General features: G+C 71.5%; 13 protein-coding genes. 6 read left to right on the forward strand and 7 right to left on the reverse strand.

Going from position 1 to position 17,042, the window contains the following annotated elements; translation table 11 throughout:
* From ACFWBT_RS13510 to ACFWBT_RS13525, 4 genes are all read left to right on the forward strand, one after another.
* Window positions 1-2,388, forward strand: a complete 2,388-nt coding sequence (locus ACFWBT_RS13510; RefSeq protein ID WP_385699182.1) for a xanthine dehydrogenase family protein molybdopterin-binding subunit — start codon at window positions 1-3, stop codon at window positions 2,386-2,388.
* A gap of 277 nt (window positions 2,389-2,665) precedes the next feature.
* The gene (locus ACFWBT_RS13515) at window positions 2,666-4,123 is read left to right on the forward strand and encodes an NCS2 family permease (RefSeq protein WP_385699185.1); all 1,458 of its coding nucleotides are present in this window, start codon (window positions 2,666-2,668) and stop codon (window positions 4,121-4,123) included.
* Between the two features lie 44 nt (window positions 4,124-4,167).
* The gene (locus ACFWBT_RS13520) at window positions 4,168-5,322 is read left to right on the forward strand and encodes an XdhC family protein (RefSeq protein ID WP_385699188.1); all 1,155 of its coding nucleotides are present in this window, start codon (window positions 4,168-4,170) and stop codon (window positions 5,320-5,322) included.
* Window positions 5,323-5,473: 151 nt separating this feature from the next.
* The gene (locus ACFWBT_RS13525; RefSeq protein WP_385699189.1) at window positions 5,474-6,649 is read left to right on the forward strand and encodes a glycoside hydrolase family 6 protein; all 1,176 of its coding nucleotides are present in this window, start codon (window positions 5,474-5,476) and stop codon (window positions 6,647-6,649) included.
* A 131-nt stretch (window positions 6,650-6,780) separates the two neighbouring features.
* Here the strand turns inward: ACFWBT_RS13525 and ACFWBT_RS13530 are convergent, their stop codons facing one another.
* From ACFWBT_RS13530 to ACFWBT_RS13555, 6 genes are all read right to left on the reverse strand, one after another.
* On the reverse strand, window positions 6,781-7,239 hold the full coding sequence (locus tag ACFWBT_RS13530) for an SRPBCC family protein (RefSeq protein WP_385699192.1): 459 nt from the start codon (window positions 7,237-7,239) through the stop codon (window positions 6,781-6,783).
* 132 nt (window positions 7,240-7,371) lie between these two features.
* Window positions 7,372-8,817 (reverse strand): family 43 glycosylhydrolase, encoded by a 1,446-nt coding sequence (locus ACFWBT_RS13535; RefSeq protein WP_385699195.1) that lies wholly within the window; start codon window positions 8,815-8,817, stop codon window positions 7,372-7,374.
* Between the two features lie 19 nt (window positions 8,818-8,836).
* Window positions 8,837-10,318, reverse strand: a complete 1,482-nt coding sequence (locus ACFWBT_RS13540) for a family 43 glycosylhydrolase (RefSeq protein ID WP_385699197.1) — start codon at window positions 10,316-10,318, stop codon at window positions 8,837-8,839.
* Between the two features lie 328 nt (window positions 10,319-10,646).
* Entirely contained in the window at window positions 10,647-11,369 is a 723-nt protein-coding gene (locus ACFWBT_RS13545) for an FAD:protein FMN transferase (protein ID WP_385699199.1), read from the reverse strand.
* Complete coding sequence (locus tag ACFWBT_RS13550) at window positions 11,370-11,810, reverse strand: FMN-binding protein (protein ID WP_385699202.1); 441 nt, start codon at window positions 11,808-11,810, stop codon at window positions 11,370-11,372.
* 10 nt (window positions 11,811-11,820) lie between these two features.
* Window positions 11,821-13,158 (reverse strand): ferric reductase-like transmembrane domain-containing protein, encoded by a 1,338-nt coding sequence (locus tag ACFWBT_RS13555; RefSeq protein ID WP_385699205.1) that lies wholly within the window; start codon window positions 13,156-13,158, stop codon window positions 11,821-11,823.
* A gap of 151 nt (window positions 13,159-13,309) precedes the next feature.
* On the opposite strand from ACFWBT_RS13555, the gene ACFWBT_RS13560 reads away from it, so the two are divergent.
* Both ACFWBT_RS13560 and ACFWBT_RS13565 read left to right on the forward strand, forming a co-directional pair.
* Entirely contained in the window at window positions 13,310-14,008 is a 699-nt protein-coding gene (locus tag ACFWBT_RS13560) for a response regulator transcription factor (protein ID WP_385699208.1), read from the forward strand.
* Complete coding sequence (locus ACFWBT_RS13565) at window positions 14,005-15,510, forward strand: ATP-binding protein (protein WP_385699211.1); 1,506 nt, start codon at window positions 14,005-14,007, stop codon at window positions 15,508-15,510. The genes ACFWBT_RS13560 and ACFWBT_RS13565 overlap by 4 nt, the downstream gene beginning before the upstream one ends.
* Before the next feature lie 24 nt (window positions 15,511-15,534).
* On the opposite strand, the gene ACFWBT_RS13570 is transcribed toward ACFWBT_RS13565, so the two are convergent.
* Window positions 15,535-16,911 (reverse strand): diacylglycerol/lipid kinase family protein, encoded by a 1,377-nt coding sequence (locus ACFWBT_RS13570; protein WP_385699214.1) that lies wholly within the window; start codon window positions 16,909-16,911, stop codon window positions 15,535-15,537.
* Between the last annotated feature and the right edge of the window lie 131 nt (window positions 16,912-17,042).

Genomic DNA, 17,042 nt, shown 5'->3' on the forward strand with positions numbered 1-17,042 from the left:
ATGGGTACGACTGGTACGCCCACGAACATCACCCAGGGCTCCAAGACCAAGGGCGGCATCGGCGAGTCCACGCTCCGCCCGGACGGCACCCTCAAGGTCACCGGCGAGTTCGCCTACTCGTCCGACATGTGGCACGAGGACATGCTGTGGGGCCAGATCCTGCGCTCGCCGGTCGCCCACGCCGAGATCGTGTCCATCGACACCTCCGAGGCCCTGGCGCAGCCCGGCGTCTACGCCGTCATGACGTACGACGACCTGCCCACCGACGTGAGGAACTACGGCCTGGAGATCCAGGACACCCCGGTCCTCGCGCACGGCAAGGTGCGCCACCACGGCGAGCCCGTCGCCATCGTCGCCGCCGATCACCCGGAGACCGCGCGCCGCGCCGCCGCCAAGATCAAGGTGGAGTACAGGGAACTGCCGGTCATCACGGACGAGGCGTCCGCGACCGCGCCCGACGCGATCCTCGTCCACGAGGGCCGCGACGACCACCACATCGGGCACGTCCCGCACCCGAACATCGTGCACCGCCAGCCGATCGTCCGCGGCGACGTCGAAGAGGCCGCGAAGAAGGCCGACTTCGTCGTCAAGGGCGATTACACCTTCGGCATGCAGGACCAGGCCTTCCTCGGCCCCGAGTCCGGCCTCGCCGTGCCCTGTGAGGACGGCGGCGTCGAGCTGTACATCGCCACCCAGTGGCTGCACTCCGACCTGCGCCAGATCGCCCCGGTGCTCGGCCTGCCCGAGGACAAGGTCCGGATGACGCTCTCCGGCGTCGGCGGTGCCTTCGGCGGCCGCGAGGACCTGTCGATGCAGATCCACGCCTGCCTGCTGGCGCTGCGCACGGGCAAGCCCGTCAAGATCGTCTACAACCGCTTCGAGTCCTTCTTCGGACACGTCCACCGCCACCCCGCCAAGCTCCACTACGAGCACGGGGCGACCAAGGACGGCAAGCTCACGCACATGAAGGCGCGGATCGTGCTGGACGGCGGCGCCTACGCGTCGGCCTCCCCGGCGGTCGTCGGCAACGCCTCCTCGCTCGGCGTCGGCCCGTACGTCGTCGAGGACGTCGACATCGAGGCGATCGCGCTCTACACCAACAACCCGCCGTGCGGCGCCATGCGCGGCTTCGGCGCGGTCCAGGCCTGCTTCGCCTACGAGGCCCAGATGGACAAGCTCGCCGACCAGGTGGGCATGGACCGGGTCGCGTTCCGTCAGCTCAACGCGATGGAGCAGGGCTCGCTGCTGCCGACCGGGCAGCGCGTCGACTCACCGGCCCCCGTCGCCGAACTCCTGCGCCGGGTCAAGGCGATGCCGCTGCCGCCCGAGCAGCAGTGGCTCGCCGCCGGCGAGGAGGCCGACGTACGGCAGCTGCCCGGCGGCCTCTCCAACACCACGCACGGCGAAGGCGTCGTCCGTGGCATCGGCTACGCCGTCGGCATCAAGAACGTCGGCTTCTCCGAGGGCTTCGATGACTACTCGACCGCCAAGGTCCGCATGGAGGTCGTCGGCGGCGAGCCGGTGGCCACCGTGCACACCGCGATGGCGGAGGTCGGCCAGGGCGGCGTCACCGTCCACGCGCAGATCGCCCGCACCGAACTGGGCGTCGCCCAGGTGACCATCCAGCCGGCCGACACCCGGGTGGGCAGCGCCGGTTCGACGTCCGCCTCGCGCCAGACGTACGTCACCGGCGGCGCCGTCAAGAACTCCTGCGAGCTGGTCCGCGAGAAGGTCCTCGAACTCGGCCGGCGCAAGTTCGGTACGTACCACCCCGCGTGGGCCACCGCCGAACTCCTCCTGGAGGGCGGCAAGGTCGTCACCGACGGCGGCGAGGTCCTCGCCGATCTCGCCGACGTGCTCGAAGACGAGGCCGTCGAGATCGAGGCCGAGTGGCGGCACCGTCCGACCGAGGCCTTCGACCTGCGCACCGGCCAGGGCGACGGCCACGTCCAGTACTCCTTCGCCGCGCACCGCGCCGTCGTCGAGGTGGACACCGAACTCGGCCTGGTCAAGGTCATCGAACTGGCCTGCGCCCAGGACGTCGGCAAGGCGCTCAACCCGCTGTCCGTCATCGGCCAGATCCAGGGTGGCACCACCCAGGGCCTGGGCGTCGCGGTCATGGAGGAGATCATCGTCGACCCGAAGACCGCGAAGGTGCGCAACCCCTCCTTCACGGACTACCTGATCCCCACCATCCTCGACACACCGACCATCCCCGTCGATGTGCTCGAACTCGCCGACGACCACGCCCCGTACGGGCTCCGTGGCATCGGCGAGGCCCCGACCCTTTCGTCCACCCCGGCCGTCCTCGCGGCGATCCGGAACGCGACGGGTCTGGAGCTCGACCGGACGCCGGTACGCCCCGAACACCTCACGGGAACCGCGTAGGCACCGGACACATCTCTCCGGGCGGCACCGGGAACGTCTCACGTCGCCGCGCCGCCCGGAGCACCCGGCCACCGCACCGCTCGCGGGTGCCGGGGACCCAGCAGGAAGCAGTAGGCAACAGGCACGTACCGCACCAGAGCTCTTCTCGTTCGTCTCGGGCCGTCCCCCGGGTCGTGCGGCCGAAGCACCTTCCCAAATCCCGCAACCGCGTCAGCGGTTCACCAGCCGTCAGGACGGCTGTCGCGGGTGCCCCTTTGAACCTTGGGAGCAGGCCCACATGACCCAGCAGTCACTGGAGCCGAAGACCGCCGCGACGGACGCGGGCGCGGGCAGCCGCGTTCCGGCCGGACGGTCTTGGCTCGACCGGTACTTTCACATATCCCAGCGGGGAAGCTCGATCGCGCGTGAGGTGCGCGGCGGCGTCACCACCTTCATGGCGATGGCGTACATCCTGCTGCTCAACCCCCTCATCCTGTCCGGCAAGGACGCGGCGGGGGACATGCTCGGCCAGCAGGCCCTGATCACCGCGACCGCGTTCGCGGCGGCCTTCACCACGCTTCTCATGGGCTTCGTCGGCAAGGTGCCGCTCGCCCTCGCCGCCGGACTCTCCGTGTCCGGTGTGCTCTCCTCGCAGGTCGCCCCGCAGATGACCTGGCCGCAGGCCATGGGCATGTGCGTGATGTACGGCGCGGTCATCATGCTCCTGGTCGTCACCGGCCTGCGCGAGATGATCATGAACGCGATCCCGTTGGCGCTCAAGCACGCCATCACCATGGGCATCGGCCTGTTCATCGCGCTGATCGGCCTGGTCAAGGCCGGTTTCGTGCACCAGGGCAAGGCGACCCCGGTCACCCTCGGTCCCGCCGGTGAACTCGCCGGCTGGCCGGTCCTGCTCTTCGCCGCCACCCTGCTGCTGATCTTCATGCTCCAGGCGCGTGGCATCCCCGGCGCGATCCTCATCGGCATCGTCTCCGGAACGGTCGTCTCCGTCGTCCTCAACGCCGCCGGGGCCATCGACCCGAAGCAATGGGCCGGCGGCGCTCCCGAACTGCACGGCAGCGCCGTCTCGATGCCGGACTTCTCGCTCTTCGGCGAGGTCGAGTTCGGCGGCTGGGGCCAGGTCGGCGCCATGACGGTCGGCATGATCGTCTTCACGCTCGTGCTCGCCGGGTTCTTCGACGCGATGGCCACCATCATCGGCGTCGGCACCGAGGCCGGGCTGGCCGACGCCCAGGGCCGGATGCCGGGCCTGTCGAAGGCGCTGTTCATCGACGGCGCGGGCGGAGCGGTCGGCGGTGTCGCCGGCGCCTCCGGCCAGACGGTCTTCGTCGAGTCGGCGACCGGCGTCGGCGAGGGTGCCCGCACCGGACTCTCATCCGTCGTCACCGGCCTGTTCTTCGCGGCCTGCCTCTTCTTCACCCCGCTCACGGCCATCGTCCCCGGCGAGGTCGCGGCGGCGGCGCTGGTGGTCATCGGCGCCATGATGATGATGAACGCCCGCCATGTCGACTGGGCCGACCGCGCCACCGCCATCCCGGTCTTCCTCACCGTCGTGATCATGCCGTTCACCTACTCGATCACCGCGGGCGTGGCGGCCGGCGTGATCAGCTATGTCGCCATCAGGATCGCCCAGGGCAAGGCCCGGGAGATCGGGGCCTTCATGTGGGGCCTGACGGCGATCTTCTTCGTCTACTTCGCGCTCAACCCGATCGAGAGCTGGATGGGCGTCCACTGACGCCCGCCGTTCCTCCACGCAACCGCAGTCAAGGAGACCGAGAGATGCTGGACATCGCCGAAGAGCTCCACCGGTGGGTCGGGCAGGGCCGCGACTTCGCCGTCGCCACCGTGGTGGCGGTCGGCGGCAGCGCGCCCCGCCAGCCCGGCGCCGCGCTCGCCGTCGACTCCGACGGCACGGCGATCGGCTCGGTCTCCGGCGGTTGCGTGGAAGGAGCGGTCTACGAACTGTGCGTGCAGGCGCTGGAGGACGGCGGGACCGTCCTCGAACGCTTCGGCTACAGCGACGACGACGCCTTCGCGGTCGGCCTGACCTGCGGCGGCGTCATCGACATCCTCGTCACCCCGGTCCGCGCGCTGGACACCGCCCGGCGGACCGTGCTCGCGACCGCCCTGGCCGCCTCCGCGGGCGGGGAGGCGGCGGCGCTCGCCCGCGTCGTGAGCGGTCCCGCCGAACTCATGGGCCGCGCCCTCCTCGTGCGTGCCGACGGTTCGTACGAGGGCGGCTTCGGCGCCCACCCCGAACTCGACCGTACGGTGGTGGGCGAGGCGGCGGCCCAACTGGACGCCGGCCGCACCGGCACACTGGAGATCGGAGAGCAGGGCTCTCGTTGCGGAGCGCCGCTCACGATCCTGGTGGAGTCGTCGGTCCCGCCCCCGCGGATGATCGTGTTCGGCGCCATCGACTTCGCCTCGGCCCTGGTCCGCATGGGCAAGTTCCTCGGCTACCGGGTCACGGTGTGCGACGCCCGCCCGGTCTTCGCGACGGCGGCCCGCTTCCCCGACGCGGACGAGATCGTCGTGGACTGGCCCCACCGCTACCTGGAGCGCACGGAGGTCGACTCCCGCACGGTGCTGTGCGTCCTCACCCACGACGCCAAGTTCGACGTACCGCTCCTCCGGCTCGCGCTGCGGCTCCCCGTGGCCTACGTCGGCGCCATGGGCTCACGGCGTACCCACCTGGACCGCAATGAACGGTTGCGCGAAGTCGGCGTGACCGAGATCGAGCTGGCCCGCCTCAGGTCCCCGATCGGCCTGGACCTCGGAGCGCGCACACCCGAGGAGACGGCCCTGTCGATCGCTTCGGAGATCGTGGCCAACCGGCGTGGGGGAAGCGGGGTTTCCCTCACGGGAGCCCACACGCCGATCCACCACGACGCGTCCTCGGTTCCGGCGCGACGGATCGGGTCGGTGGCCTGAGAGCCCGGGACCACCGAGAAAGGCCACCACGGACCGTGGTGGCCTTTCTCTTCTGCGCCCTGTATTGACGCAGCCACGCCCCTCGGCGAATCTCCTGTGGGAGCGCTCCCGCAAGTCCCTCGTGACCGTGGCGAACCAGGAGTGAACCCGTATGAGACGACGTACCTCGACGTGGCTGGCCGCTCTGTCCGTCGGGCTGGCCGCCCTCTTCGCCGCACCCCTGGCGCACGCCGCCGAGTCCACGGACCGCGGACCGTCGCTGTACGTCCCGGAGCCCAACCCGGCGGCGTACCGGCAGGCCGTCGACCTCGCCCGGACCGGCCGGTACCGCGACGCGGCCGGCCTTCTCACGATGGTGAACACCCCGCAGGCCGTGTGGTTCGGCGACCAGACACCGGCCCAGGTGGAGCGGCTGGTCCGCGGCGTGGTGCGCGACGCCGGCCACGACGACGCGATCGCCGTGCTGGCGCTCTACAACATCCCCGGCCGGGACTGCTCCAACTATTCGGCGGGCGGGGCCGCCGACACCGCGGAGTACAAGGCGTGGATCGACGCGGTGGCGCGGGGGATCGGGCGCGGCGACACGATCGTCACCCTCGAACCCGACGCCCTCGCCCTGCTGCCCTCCGACTGCGGCCAGGACGACGCGCAGGGCACGAAGACCGCCGCGCGGTACGCCGAGGTCAACTACGCGGTCGACAGGCTGGAGCCGCTCTCCGGGACGCGGGTCTATCTCGACACCGGGCACCCCGGCTGGCACACCGTCAGTTCCATCGTGCCGCGCCTGATCAAGGGCGGGGTGGCGCGGGCCTCCGGCTTCTACACCAACGCCTCGAACTACAACACCGACGACGCCAACTCCTGGTACGGCAAGCTGATCTCGTCCTGCCTGGCCTACGCCGACGGCGGTGGTGACGTCGCCGAGTGCCCGAACCAATGGTGGCCGCGGGCGGACGCGCAGTCCTGGCTGGACGCGCGGGTGCACACGCCGCCGTCCCGCATGAAGCACTTCGTCACCGACTCCAGTCGCAACGGTCAGGGCCCCTGGACCCCGCCCGCGGGCACCTACACCGACCCGCAGGACTGGTGCAACCCGCCGAACCGCGGTCTCGGCGCCCGCCCCACTCTGCGCACCGGCGACCCGCTCCAGGACGCCCGGCTGTGGATCAAGACGCCCGGCGAGTCGGACGGACTCTGCCTGCGCGGAACGCCGGGCCCCGAGGACCCGGAGCGCGGCACGCTCGACCCCGACGCGGGTGACTGGTTCCCGGAACAGGCCCTGGAACTGGTCCGGCTCGCCAATCCGCCGATTCTGCGGGGGGATTGACGGATACGGGTGGGGGTGTGAGCGCCGACGTCCCGGCAGCGGGGGGTGTGAGGCTCCGCGCTCCGGTGGCGGGGGTGTGAGGGTCCGAGCCCCAGCAGCGCGCCCGGCGCCCCGGCCTTCGCCCGGCGCTCTCATCCCAGCCCGGAGTCCTCGCCCCGTCCGAGCAACCCGTCCATCGCCTTCCCGAACATCCACCGGGCCGACCACCCCAGCGGCCGGTCGGCGAACCCGGGCAGTCCGCGCACGCTCAGGTCCTCCCGCCAGACCGCCCGTGAACCGCCGCCCTCCGTCGGGTGCACCTCGAACTCGGCCCAGCCCGTGACGAACGTGCCGAGCTTGACCAGCCGGCACGTTCCCGGGCTCCCGTCGCCCGGCGGCCGCCACGCGACGACCTCCATCGGGTCGTCGAACGCGAGGGGCCCGAGCCCCGACCGAGCCACGAAGACCGTGCCCTCCCGCGTCGGCGGAGGCGTGCGCACGCTGACCCGGGTCAGCGGGACGACGTCCGCGTGCCGGGGCCAGTCGGTCAGGCGCCGCCAGCACTCGGCGACGGAGTGCCGGGACGCGCGTTCCAGGACGAAGAGGACCACGGCAGGATCGTAGGCGCTCGAAGGCCGTCGAACGGAAGGGGCGCCGCGCGTGACCCCCGATGTCGGGCGGCCGACGGCGAGGCGTTCCCGCCCCGCTCCGGACACCCGGCCCGGCCTTGCCCCTGGGCGGCCCTACTCGGTGTAGAATGTCGCGTCCGCCTTGGCCGCCGTCGTGTCGGCGGGCTGTGCGTAGAGCAGGTAGTCGTAGTGACGGATGTACCGGCCCGGGTAGTTGTACGACTCGAACGAGGTGCCGGAGGCGGTGTCGGCGAGGCCGGACCGCCGGTAGAAGGTGGCGTCGCTCTTGAAGGCGGCGGTGCCGTCGTCCTTCTCGACCCACACCTCGAAGTTCTTGTGACGGAGGTAGTAGCCGGGGTAGTTCGCCGACTCGAGCGAGACGGTGCCGGTGCCCGCGAGGCCGGTCACGACACGGAACTGCGAGTCGGCGAGACTCGTGACGTTCGCCTCGATCTTCGCGCGGAACTCCCAGTGACGGACGTACCGGTCGGGGAAGTTGTACGAGGAGAGGCGGACCGGGGAGACACCGTCCGCGACCGGGATGCCGAAGGCGGGGGTGCCGTCGGCGTTCCAGTAGATCTTCTGCAGCCGGGTGCGGCGGTTGGGGTCGTTGAGCGGGTCGCCGCTGATGTCCTTGTAGTTGCGGTCGTGGTAGACGAGGACGTCCGACCTGCCGTCCTCGGAGACGGTGAACGAGTTGTGGCCGGGCCCGTACTGCGAGGTCGCGGCACTGCTCCGGAACACCGGCTGCGAACCCTTCGTCCAGGAACCGGCGTTGAGCAGATCGGCGGAGGCGGACGCGGTCAGCATGCCCAGGCAGTAGTTGGCGTCGGTGGCGCTGGCCGAGTAGGTCAGGAACACCTTGCCGCCGTGCTGGATGACCGCGGGACCCTCGTTGACCTTGTACCCGACGGTCTCCCAGGACAGGGTGGGCTGCGAGATCTCCACCGGAGTCCCGCTGATGGTCCAGGGGTTGGCCAGTTTGGCGATGAACAGACTGGTGTTGTTGACCTCGGCCGGATTGCGCTGCGCCCAGGCGAGATAGCGGACCCCGCCCACGACGAAGGTGGTCGCGTCCAGGGAGAAGGAGGAGACCGGGGTGGCGATCTGCCCCTTCTCCGTCCAACCGCCGGTCAACGGGTTCGCGGCGGAGCTCTCCAGGACGTACATCCGGATCGCCCACACGTCGCTGGTCGACCCGGCCGCGAAGTAGACGTACCACTTGCCGTCGATGAAGTGGATCTCCGGTGCCCAGATGTGTGCGCCCATCACGCCGCTCGCGTGCTTGGTCCAGATGGTCGTCTCCGGAGCGGTGGCGAGCCCTTGGAGCGTGGTGGCCCGGCGCAGCACGATCTTGTCGTACGTCGGGACCGTCGCGGTGAAGTAGTAGTAACCGTCGGTGTGTCTGAAGATGTGCGGGTCGGCCCGCTGTTCGGCCACCGGGTTGGTGAAGGTCACCGCGGGGGAGGCCGGGGCCGCCGCGTCGGCGGGTGTGCCGGTGAACAGCAGGGCCGGCGTGGCGAGGACCGCGGTCAGCAGGCGGGCGATGAGACGTCGCATGGTCGTTGCTCTCCCGGTGTCAGACGGTGGGCTTGAGCTGCCACTGCTGGCAGGTGTTGTTCAGCCAGGTCCACTGGCGTACGTCGATGCCGTCGGCGGTACCGCAGCCGGCCACGTCGGCGACCTTGCCGCTGTTCGCGTTGGCGATCCGTACGAAGTCGCTACCGGTGTAAATGAGCCTGAACCGCTGGCAGTTGTTGTTCAGCCAGCTCCACTGGCGCAGGTCGGTGCCGTCGGCGGCGGAGCAGTCGGCGGTGTCCAGGACCTTGCCGGTGGCGGCGTTCACCAGGCGGCTCGTGTCGTCGCCCTGGTCCTCGACGCGCCACTTCTGGTTGGCGCCGCCGGTGCAGGTCCACTGGAAGACGTTGGTGCCGTCCGCGGTGTTCGAGCCCTCCACGTCGAGGCACTTGCCGCTGTTGCGGTTCACCACGGTGTACGCCGTCGGGGTCGTGGCCGTCTCCCCGGAGGGGCCCGCCAGCGTGGTGCCGGTCGCGACCGGGGTGCCGAACTCGGGCGTGCCGTCGGCGTTCCAGGTGAACTTCTGCGCCCGGGTCGTACGCCCGTTGCCGCAGCCGCCGCTCGCGGAGCTGTTGGCGTGGTAGACGATCCAGTTCTCGGTGCCGTCGGGCGACGTGAAGAACCCGTTGTGGCCGGGGCCGTAGACCCCGGCGGCGTCGTTGCGCTGGAAGACCGGGGTCTGCTTCTTGGTCCAGGAGGCGGGGTTGAGCGGATCGGTGCCGGTCAGTTCGAGCCGGCCCAGCTTGTAGTCGGCGGTCTGGCAGTAGCTGGCGGAGTACGTGAGGAAGGTCCGGCCGCCGTGGTAGAGGGGCTCGGGTCCCTCGTTGACGGGAGCGCCGGAGGTCTCCCAGCTCAGTGTGGGGCTGGAGATGACGGTGAAGGCCGAACTGCTCAGCGTGTACGGATTGCTCATCGGCGCGATGACCAGGCTCTGCTTGCTGCCGCCGACCGAGCCGCTGCCCACCAGGTACAGCTTGCCGCCGTACCGGAGAACACTGGCGTCGATCAACCAGCCGCCTGGGTCGAGATTGGACCCGGTGAGGGTGTTCCTGTAGGTGTACGGGCCCATCGGGTCGGAGCCCGCGCTCTCCAGGACGTGGGTGCGCTGGGTGTCGCAGCAGGCGGCCCCGCTCTGCGCTCCCGAGTAGTACAGGTACCACTTGCCGTCGATGAGGTGGATCTCCGGTGCCCAGAAGTTGGCGTTGCGGCCGGAGGTGGTGTCCGACCAGATCCGCACGCTGGGCGCGGTGGCGAGCCCGGCCAGCGTCGGCGACTTGCGCATCGTCAGCTCGTTGGTGAACGACGTCGTCACCAGGTAGTAGCTGCCGTTGTGGTACTCCAGCCAGGGATCCGCGCCCTTCTGGGACTTGACCGGGTTCGTGTACGGCCGACCGTCGGCCGCGGCGGCGGGCTGGGTGAGGAAGGAGGCGAGCAGCGCCGTCAGCGCTGCTCCCAGGGCGAACCAGTGGCGGGTGCGGAACACGGTGAGTCCCCTTTGACGGCTCAAGATGTTCGAAATCTCGTACGCTGTGCGGAGGTTCGACCAGAAGATAGGTTTCCGGCAGGGGCACGTCAACGCTTCCGGCGTGTTTCGGTGCGAGGCACTCACGCCGGGCGGCGTGCCGCCCCGCCCGCGGCGCCCGGTTCGCGACGGCGGGTTCGCGGCGCCCGGTTCGCGACGGCGGGTTCGCGACGCCCGGTTCGCGACGGCGGGTTGAGCACGGCGCACCGCCCGCCAGGCTCAACCCGCCACGGGCATCAGCGCCCGCCACCCACCCCGTCGTCGCCCTGGGCGCCGTCGCCCGCCACGCTCAACTCGCCACGGGAAGACCCGCCGTGCGGAAGACGCGGTGGGCGGTGTCGACCGCGAACACCTCGCAGCCCTCGCGTGAGGCGGCCCACTCGGCGCCCTCCGCGCCCAGCGCGAAGGCCGCCGTGGCCGTCGCGTCCGCCTCGGTCAGCGACGGCGCCACGACCGTGACGCTGAGCAGGCCGGTCGCCGGCCGGCCGGTGCGTCCGTCGAGGATGTGGTCGCCCCGCTCGTACCGCGCGGATGTCGCCACCGCCCCGTCGCCGATCTCCAGCACCGTGCACAAGGCGTCGGCCCGTTCCGGGTGGCGTACACCCACCCGCCAAGGACCGCCGGCGGTCACCACGTCACCACCCGCGTTGAGACAGAACGCGCGCAACCCGGCCGCCGTCAGCAACTCCGCGGCCCGCTGCACCGACCAGCCCTTCACGACCGCGCACGGGTCGAGGCCGCGACCGGGCAGCCGCACGTCGAACGCGCCGCCGCTCGCGACGCGGAACTCCTCGCACACGCCGAGGACTTCGGCCAGATCCGAACTGATCCGGGCCCGCTCCAGCTCGCCCCGGCCCAGCCGGGACACCTCGCTGCCGGGCTTGAACGGGCTGAACCGCGCGTCGACTTCACGCAGCCAGGAGAACACCGGGTCCGCGGTCTCCTCGACGGCGTCCTCGTCGCCGATCAGCAGCGAGACCGGGAAGCCCATGACGTGTTCGACGCGGCGCACTCACGAACCCTTCGCGTCGAGGGCGGCCTGGAGCGATGTCACGTATGCCTCGCTGGTGATCGTGGCGCCCGACACCGTGTCGATGTCGGCACTCTGCGCCTGGAGCGTCTCCTGGATCAGCTTCGGCACGGCCGCGGTGGTCTGCGGGTGGTCCGGCTGCCGGAGCATCCGCACCGAACCGATCGCGTCGCCCTCGAAGGTCACCTCGACCTGAACGGCACCCTTCGAGGTGGTGACCGTGCTGCCCCGGACGACCCGCGAGGCCGCCCCCGATGAGGACGACGAAGGAGAGGAAGGGGAGGAAGAGGAGGGGGACGACGGTGCGTTCGGGGCGGGCTCGGCGGCCTCCGTGGTGGTGGGGGTGTCCTGCGACGGTGCGTAGCGCCACAGCGGGATCAGGCCCGCGATCGACAGGGCCACGACAGGCAGTGCTCGTTTCACGGTGTCCCTCTCATCCCGCCAGGCTGAAACGCTCGAAGTGGATCTGCGCCTTGGGCACACCCAGATCGCCCAGGGTGCGCAGCACCGCGCTGGTCATGCCGGGCGGCCCGCACACGAAGACATCCCGGTCGGCGACGTCAGGCACCAGCCGGGCGAGCTCGCGCGGCGCCAGCCTGTCCGGCGTCGCCGGGCCGGTCACCACATGCAGCTCGGCTCCCTTGGCGTCGGCGAGTTCGCGCAGCTCGTCCAGGAGCACGGCGTCCCGGTCGGCGGCCACCCGGTAGATGAGCACCACATGGTCGTGCAGGTCCTCCAGAAGTGCCCGGATCGGGGTGACGCCGACGCCGCCCGCGATGAGCAGCGTCTCCGGACGGGTGCGGTGCAGGGCGGTGAAGGCGCCGTAGGGCCCCTCGGCGAAGACCCGGGTGCCCACCTTCAGATGCCGCAGGGCGGCCGTGCCGTCGCCCGCCGTCTTCGCGGTCAGACGCAGCCGGGTGCCGTCCGGCGCGGCCGACAGGGAGAACGGATTGGCCTGCCACCAGCGGTCCCTGGTGAGGAACCGCCACAGGAAGAACTGGCCCGCCCGGGCGGGCAGCCGGTCGAGATCGCGTCCCGTGACGTAGATCGACACGACGGTGTCGGACTCCGGTACGACGGCCGAGATCCGCAGCCGGTGGCGCAGGTTCCGCGACAGCGGCAGCACCACCCGGCCGACGAGCACCGCGCCGAGCGCCCCGCCCCACAGGGTCCACCAGTACGCCGTGGCCACGGGAGACGCGGTGAAGGTCGTGCCGGCCGCGACCTGGTGCGTGAACGCCAGCACCACCGCGACATAGGTGTAGAGGTGGATGAAGTGCCAGGTCTCGTACGCCAGGCGGCGCCGGGCCCAGCGGGCCGACACCGCGCCCACCGTCATGATCAGCACCAGGGCGACGAGCGCGCGCAGCACCCCCTCGACCGTCGTGGCCAGCTCCACCAGTTCGTCCACCGGGCCCGTCGGGGTCCCCTCGGCGTAGCCGAAGACGATGAACACCACGTGCGACAGCAGAGTCCACAGCAGGCCGAAGCCGACCCGGCGGTGCCAGGACGTCAGCCGGTCCATGCCGATCCGGCGGTCGAGCCAGGGGAGCCGGGCGACGAGCACCAGCTGGAAGGCCATCAGCAGCGCGGCGTACAGGCCGGTGAACCGGCCCAGCACGATCAGCGTGTTCGAGGCGAACCCGGCCCGGACGAAGAACACCGCCACCACGACGGCGTTCGCCGCCAGCAGGGCGTACAGGCCGGTGCGGGCCACCACCCTCGGGCGTATCGCCGTAGGGGGCGGCTGGACACGTTCGACAGTGGTCACGGAGGGCAGCTCCTCGTTCGGTCGTGGGGATACCGAGCCTGCCGGGTGGGAGCTGTCGTTTTCCTGTCGGTCGACTTTCAAGTACTTATCGATGTGGATCACCGGCCGCCGCGGCTATGGCGCCGCCCGACGGGTGAAGCACTATGGGCGGGTGGAAAAAGTGCGCCTCCTGGTCGTGGACGACGACCCTCCGATAGCCGATCTCGTCGCGACGGTCGCCCGCTACGAGGGCTGGGAGGCCGTCACGGCCAACTCGGGGGAGGAGGCGCTGCGCCGGGCCGCCGCGTTCCACCCCGACATCGTGGTGCTCGATCTGATGCTGCCCGGCCTGGACGGATTCGCCGTCCTCGACCGGTTGCGGCAGTCCGGCACGATGGTGCCCGTCGTCTTCCTCACCGCCCGCGACGGAGTCGCCGACCGGGTCGCCGGACTCACCCGGGGCGGCGACGACTACCTGGTCAAGCCGTTCGCCGTGGAGGAGCTCATGGCCCGGCTGCGCACCGTGCTGCGCCGCAGCGCGGGACCCGGCTTCCAGCGCTCCGTGCTCACGGTCGCCGACCTGACCATGGACGAGGACACCCGCGAGGTACGGCGCTCCGGCCGGCTGCTCACGCTCACCCCCACCGAGTACGAGGTGCTGCGCTACCTGATGCGCAAGTCGCCCACCGTCCTCACCAAGGCCCAGATCCTCGACCACGTCTGGGAGTACGGCTTCGGCGGCCGCTCGAACGTCGTCGAACTCGTCGTCAGCCGGCTGCGCCGCAAACTCGACGGCACCGACGACGCAGGGGCAGCGCTCATCCACACCGTGCGCGGCGTCGGCTACGTGGTGCGGCAGGTCGCCGCGTGAGGAGCCGGGAGCCGTGCGCTCCGGCCGGCCGTTCGCGCGGCCTCCGGGAGGCGTATCGCCGGACCCGCCTGGGCACCCGGCTCGCCCTCGGGATGGGCGCGCTGTCGCTCGTCGTGTTCGCCGTCGTGGGCACGGCGCTGACGACGTACATGCGGGACTATCTCGACCGCCAGCTCGGCCAGCAGATGAAGCTCGTCCAGATCGCCCAGTCCAAGGACGCGGCGTCCCACGGCACCGTGCAGCAGCAGCCCTACTACGGCTGGTTCACCGCCGTGTACGACGTCAGGGGCGGCCGGGCCGTGCTCCGTGAACCCGCCGACGTGCCCGCCGACACCGTCGCCCTCACGGCCGCCGCCGAGGCCCTGCCGCCCGAGGGCTCCGCGCACAGCCTGCGCGACGCGCGGATCGACGGAGAGGGCGCCTACAAGCTGCGCGCCTGCGAAGTCGAACCCGGAGTGGTCCTGGTCACCGCCGCGCCCATGGCCGACCTCCAGGGCACCGTGCGGCAGCTCATCACCGTCCAGGTCGTGGCGTTCGCCCTCGCCCTGCTGGCACTCGTCGTGGCCGGCCGGGCGGTGCTGCGGCGCGGCCTGCGGCCCATCAGCGACATGGCGCACACCGCCCGGGGCATCACCTCGCACAACCTCACCGGCTCCGCCCGGCTCCCGGTGCGCGCCGGCGGCGGGAAGGGCGGCCCGGAGGTCCAGGAACTGCGCACCGCGTTCAACACCATGCTGGAGCACATCGACGACTCGCTCGCCGTGCGCACCGAGGCCGAACAGCGGCTGCGCCGGTTCGTCGCCGACGCCTCGCACGAACTGCGCACCCCGCTGATGTCCGTACGCGGCTACGCGGACCTCTTCCAGTACGCCGCCGCCAACGAGCCCGCGGAACGCGAGAAGCACCTGGCCCGGCTGCGCGCCGAGGCGGCCCGGATGGGTGTCCTCCTCGACGATCTGCTGCTGCTCGCCCGTCTGGACGCCGCCGAGGTCGAGACCCCGCTCCGCCTGGAGGACGCCGACCTCGCCGCGCTGACCCGCGACGCCGTGGACGCCTTCCGCGCGGGCCACCCCGGCCACGCCCTGTCGGCGACGGTCGGCCCCGGACCCGTACGGCTGCGCCTGGACCCGCTGCGCATCCGTCAGGTCCTGGACAACCTGCTCACCAACGCCGCGGTGCACACCCCGCCCGGCACCGAGGTGGGCGTCGAACTGTCCGTCTCCACCGAGGCGGCGGTCGTCCGCGTGCTCGACTCCGGCGCCGGTATCCCGGACGCCGAGCAGGAACGCGTCTTCGACCGCTTCTACCGCGTCGACAAGGCGCGCAGCCGCGACCGGGGCGGCAGCGGGCTGGGGCTCGCGGTCGCCCGCTCCCTGGTCCGCGCCCACGGCGGCACCGTCGACCTGTCCAGCGGTCCCGGCCGCACGGTCTTCGCCATCAGTCTTCCGCGCGGTCTCCCGCGCGCCGAGCGCGGTCCCCTCCCTCCCGCGGGGGACGGCTGACAGCCCTGCCGGTCGAAGCGGTGCTCAGGGCTTGTCGGTTCGTGGCTCCGGCTTCGGCTTGTGGCCGGGGCGTCGTCGTACGCCGGCCGTGCGGCCCACGAGCATCGCCAGCGCGAGCAGCCGGCGCCAGTCCAGGGTGGGCTGGGCCGCGGGGACGCCCGGCCGCTTCCTCGGGACGCGGACTCGGAGCACGCCCGGCTCGACACGGCAGCGCACCGGGGTGGGCAGGATCATGGCCTCGCCGTCGATGCCGACCTCGAGTTCCTCGCTGTCACCGCCGACGACCACTTCGCGCGCGGTGAGGACCGAGAGCCCCTGGGGGTCCGGGGAGAGCAGGAGGGCGGCGGCCTCGACGGCGCTGTCCACCTTGACGCCGAGGATGCCGAGCAGTCCCGAGTCGAGCCGCTCGCGGCGGCCCAGACCGGCCGGGTCGTTCGTGCGGTAGGGGTTGTTGCTCACCAGCAGCGCCTGCGGGGCCTCGAGCGTCGTGCCGGCGGCCCGGGCGGTCAGCTGCGGTCCGCGCTGGCGGGTCAGCAGGTCCGGAAGGAGCTGCAGGGTGGTGCCGATCTTGTCGTCGCGGTAGGCGGGATCCTGGACGACGGCCGCGTACGCGCCGAACGAGGCGTTGTTGACGAAGGGGTGCTCCCCGGCGAAGCCGAGGTCCACCCGGAGTTCGACCCCGTTCGACAGGGCGTCGAGGCAGGTGGAGGGGTCGTCGCGGTCCAGGCCGAGGTCCATGGCGAAGTGGTTGCGGGTGCCGGCCGAGACGACGAGGAACGGCAGACCGTGTTCGGCGGCGACGGCCGCGACGAGCGCCTGCGTCCCGTCGCCGCCCGCGACGCCCAGCAGATCCGCTCCGTCCGCGACCGCCTGCCGGGCCAGCGCGGTGACGTCCTGATGGTGCTCCGGGTCGAGGAGGACGACGCGCGCGCCGAGCCGCTCGGCCTTCTCCACGAGTCCGAACCGCGCCACCTTGCCGCCGCCCGACCGGGGATTCATCAGCACGAAGGGACGCCGTGGCGGTGGGGTGCGGTGCTCCTTCATGGGCCGGACACGGCCGCGGGCACTCCGCAGCGCGTAGCGGCCGCTCCACACCGCGAGGATCCACAGCACGGGGGACAGCAGCAGGGTCCACAGCAGAGTGACCGCGAGGACCACGATGACGGCGATGGGGACGGCGACCGCCAGCAGCCCCGCGATCCAGCGCACCGGACCTCGCCGGGTCAGCGTCCACCACAGGGCCGCCGCCGCGACGGCCATGCCCGCGAGCGCGGCGAGGAGGAGCAGGAATCCGCGTACGCCTCCGAAGACGAGCGGCACCGCCACGGCGAGCGCCGCCGCGGCCAGCGAGGCCCTCGCCGCCCACCGTTCGCGGGCCGGCGGCCCCGTCTCCGTGCTCATCGTTCCTCCACTGGTCGGTCCCTCCCGCGCCGCGGTCGCCGTACGCGAGGCACCGCTGTGCCGGTCACGCGAACCAGATGCCCGTGCGCCGGACGTCCATGTCCGACGTGCTGGGACGGCCCGTACGAGGC

Origin of the sequence: Streptomyces sp. NPDC060027, from assembly GCF_042737005.1 — a bacterium.
GTDB lineage: Bacteria > Actinomycetota > Actinomycetes > Streptomycetales > Streptomycetaceae > Streptomyces.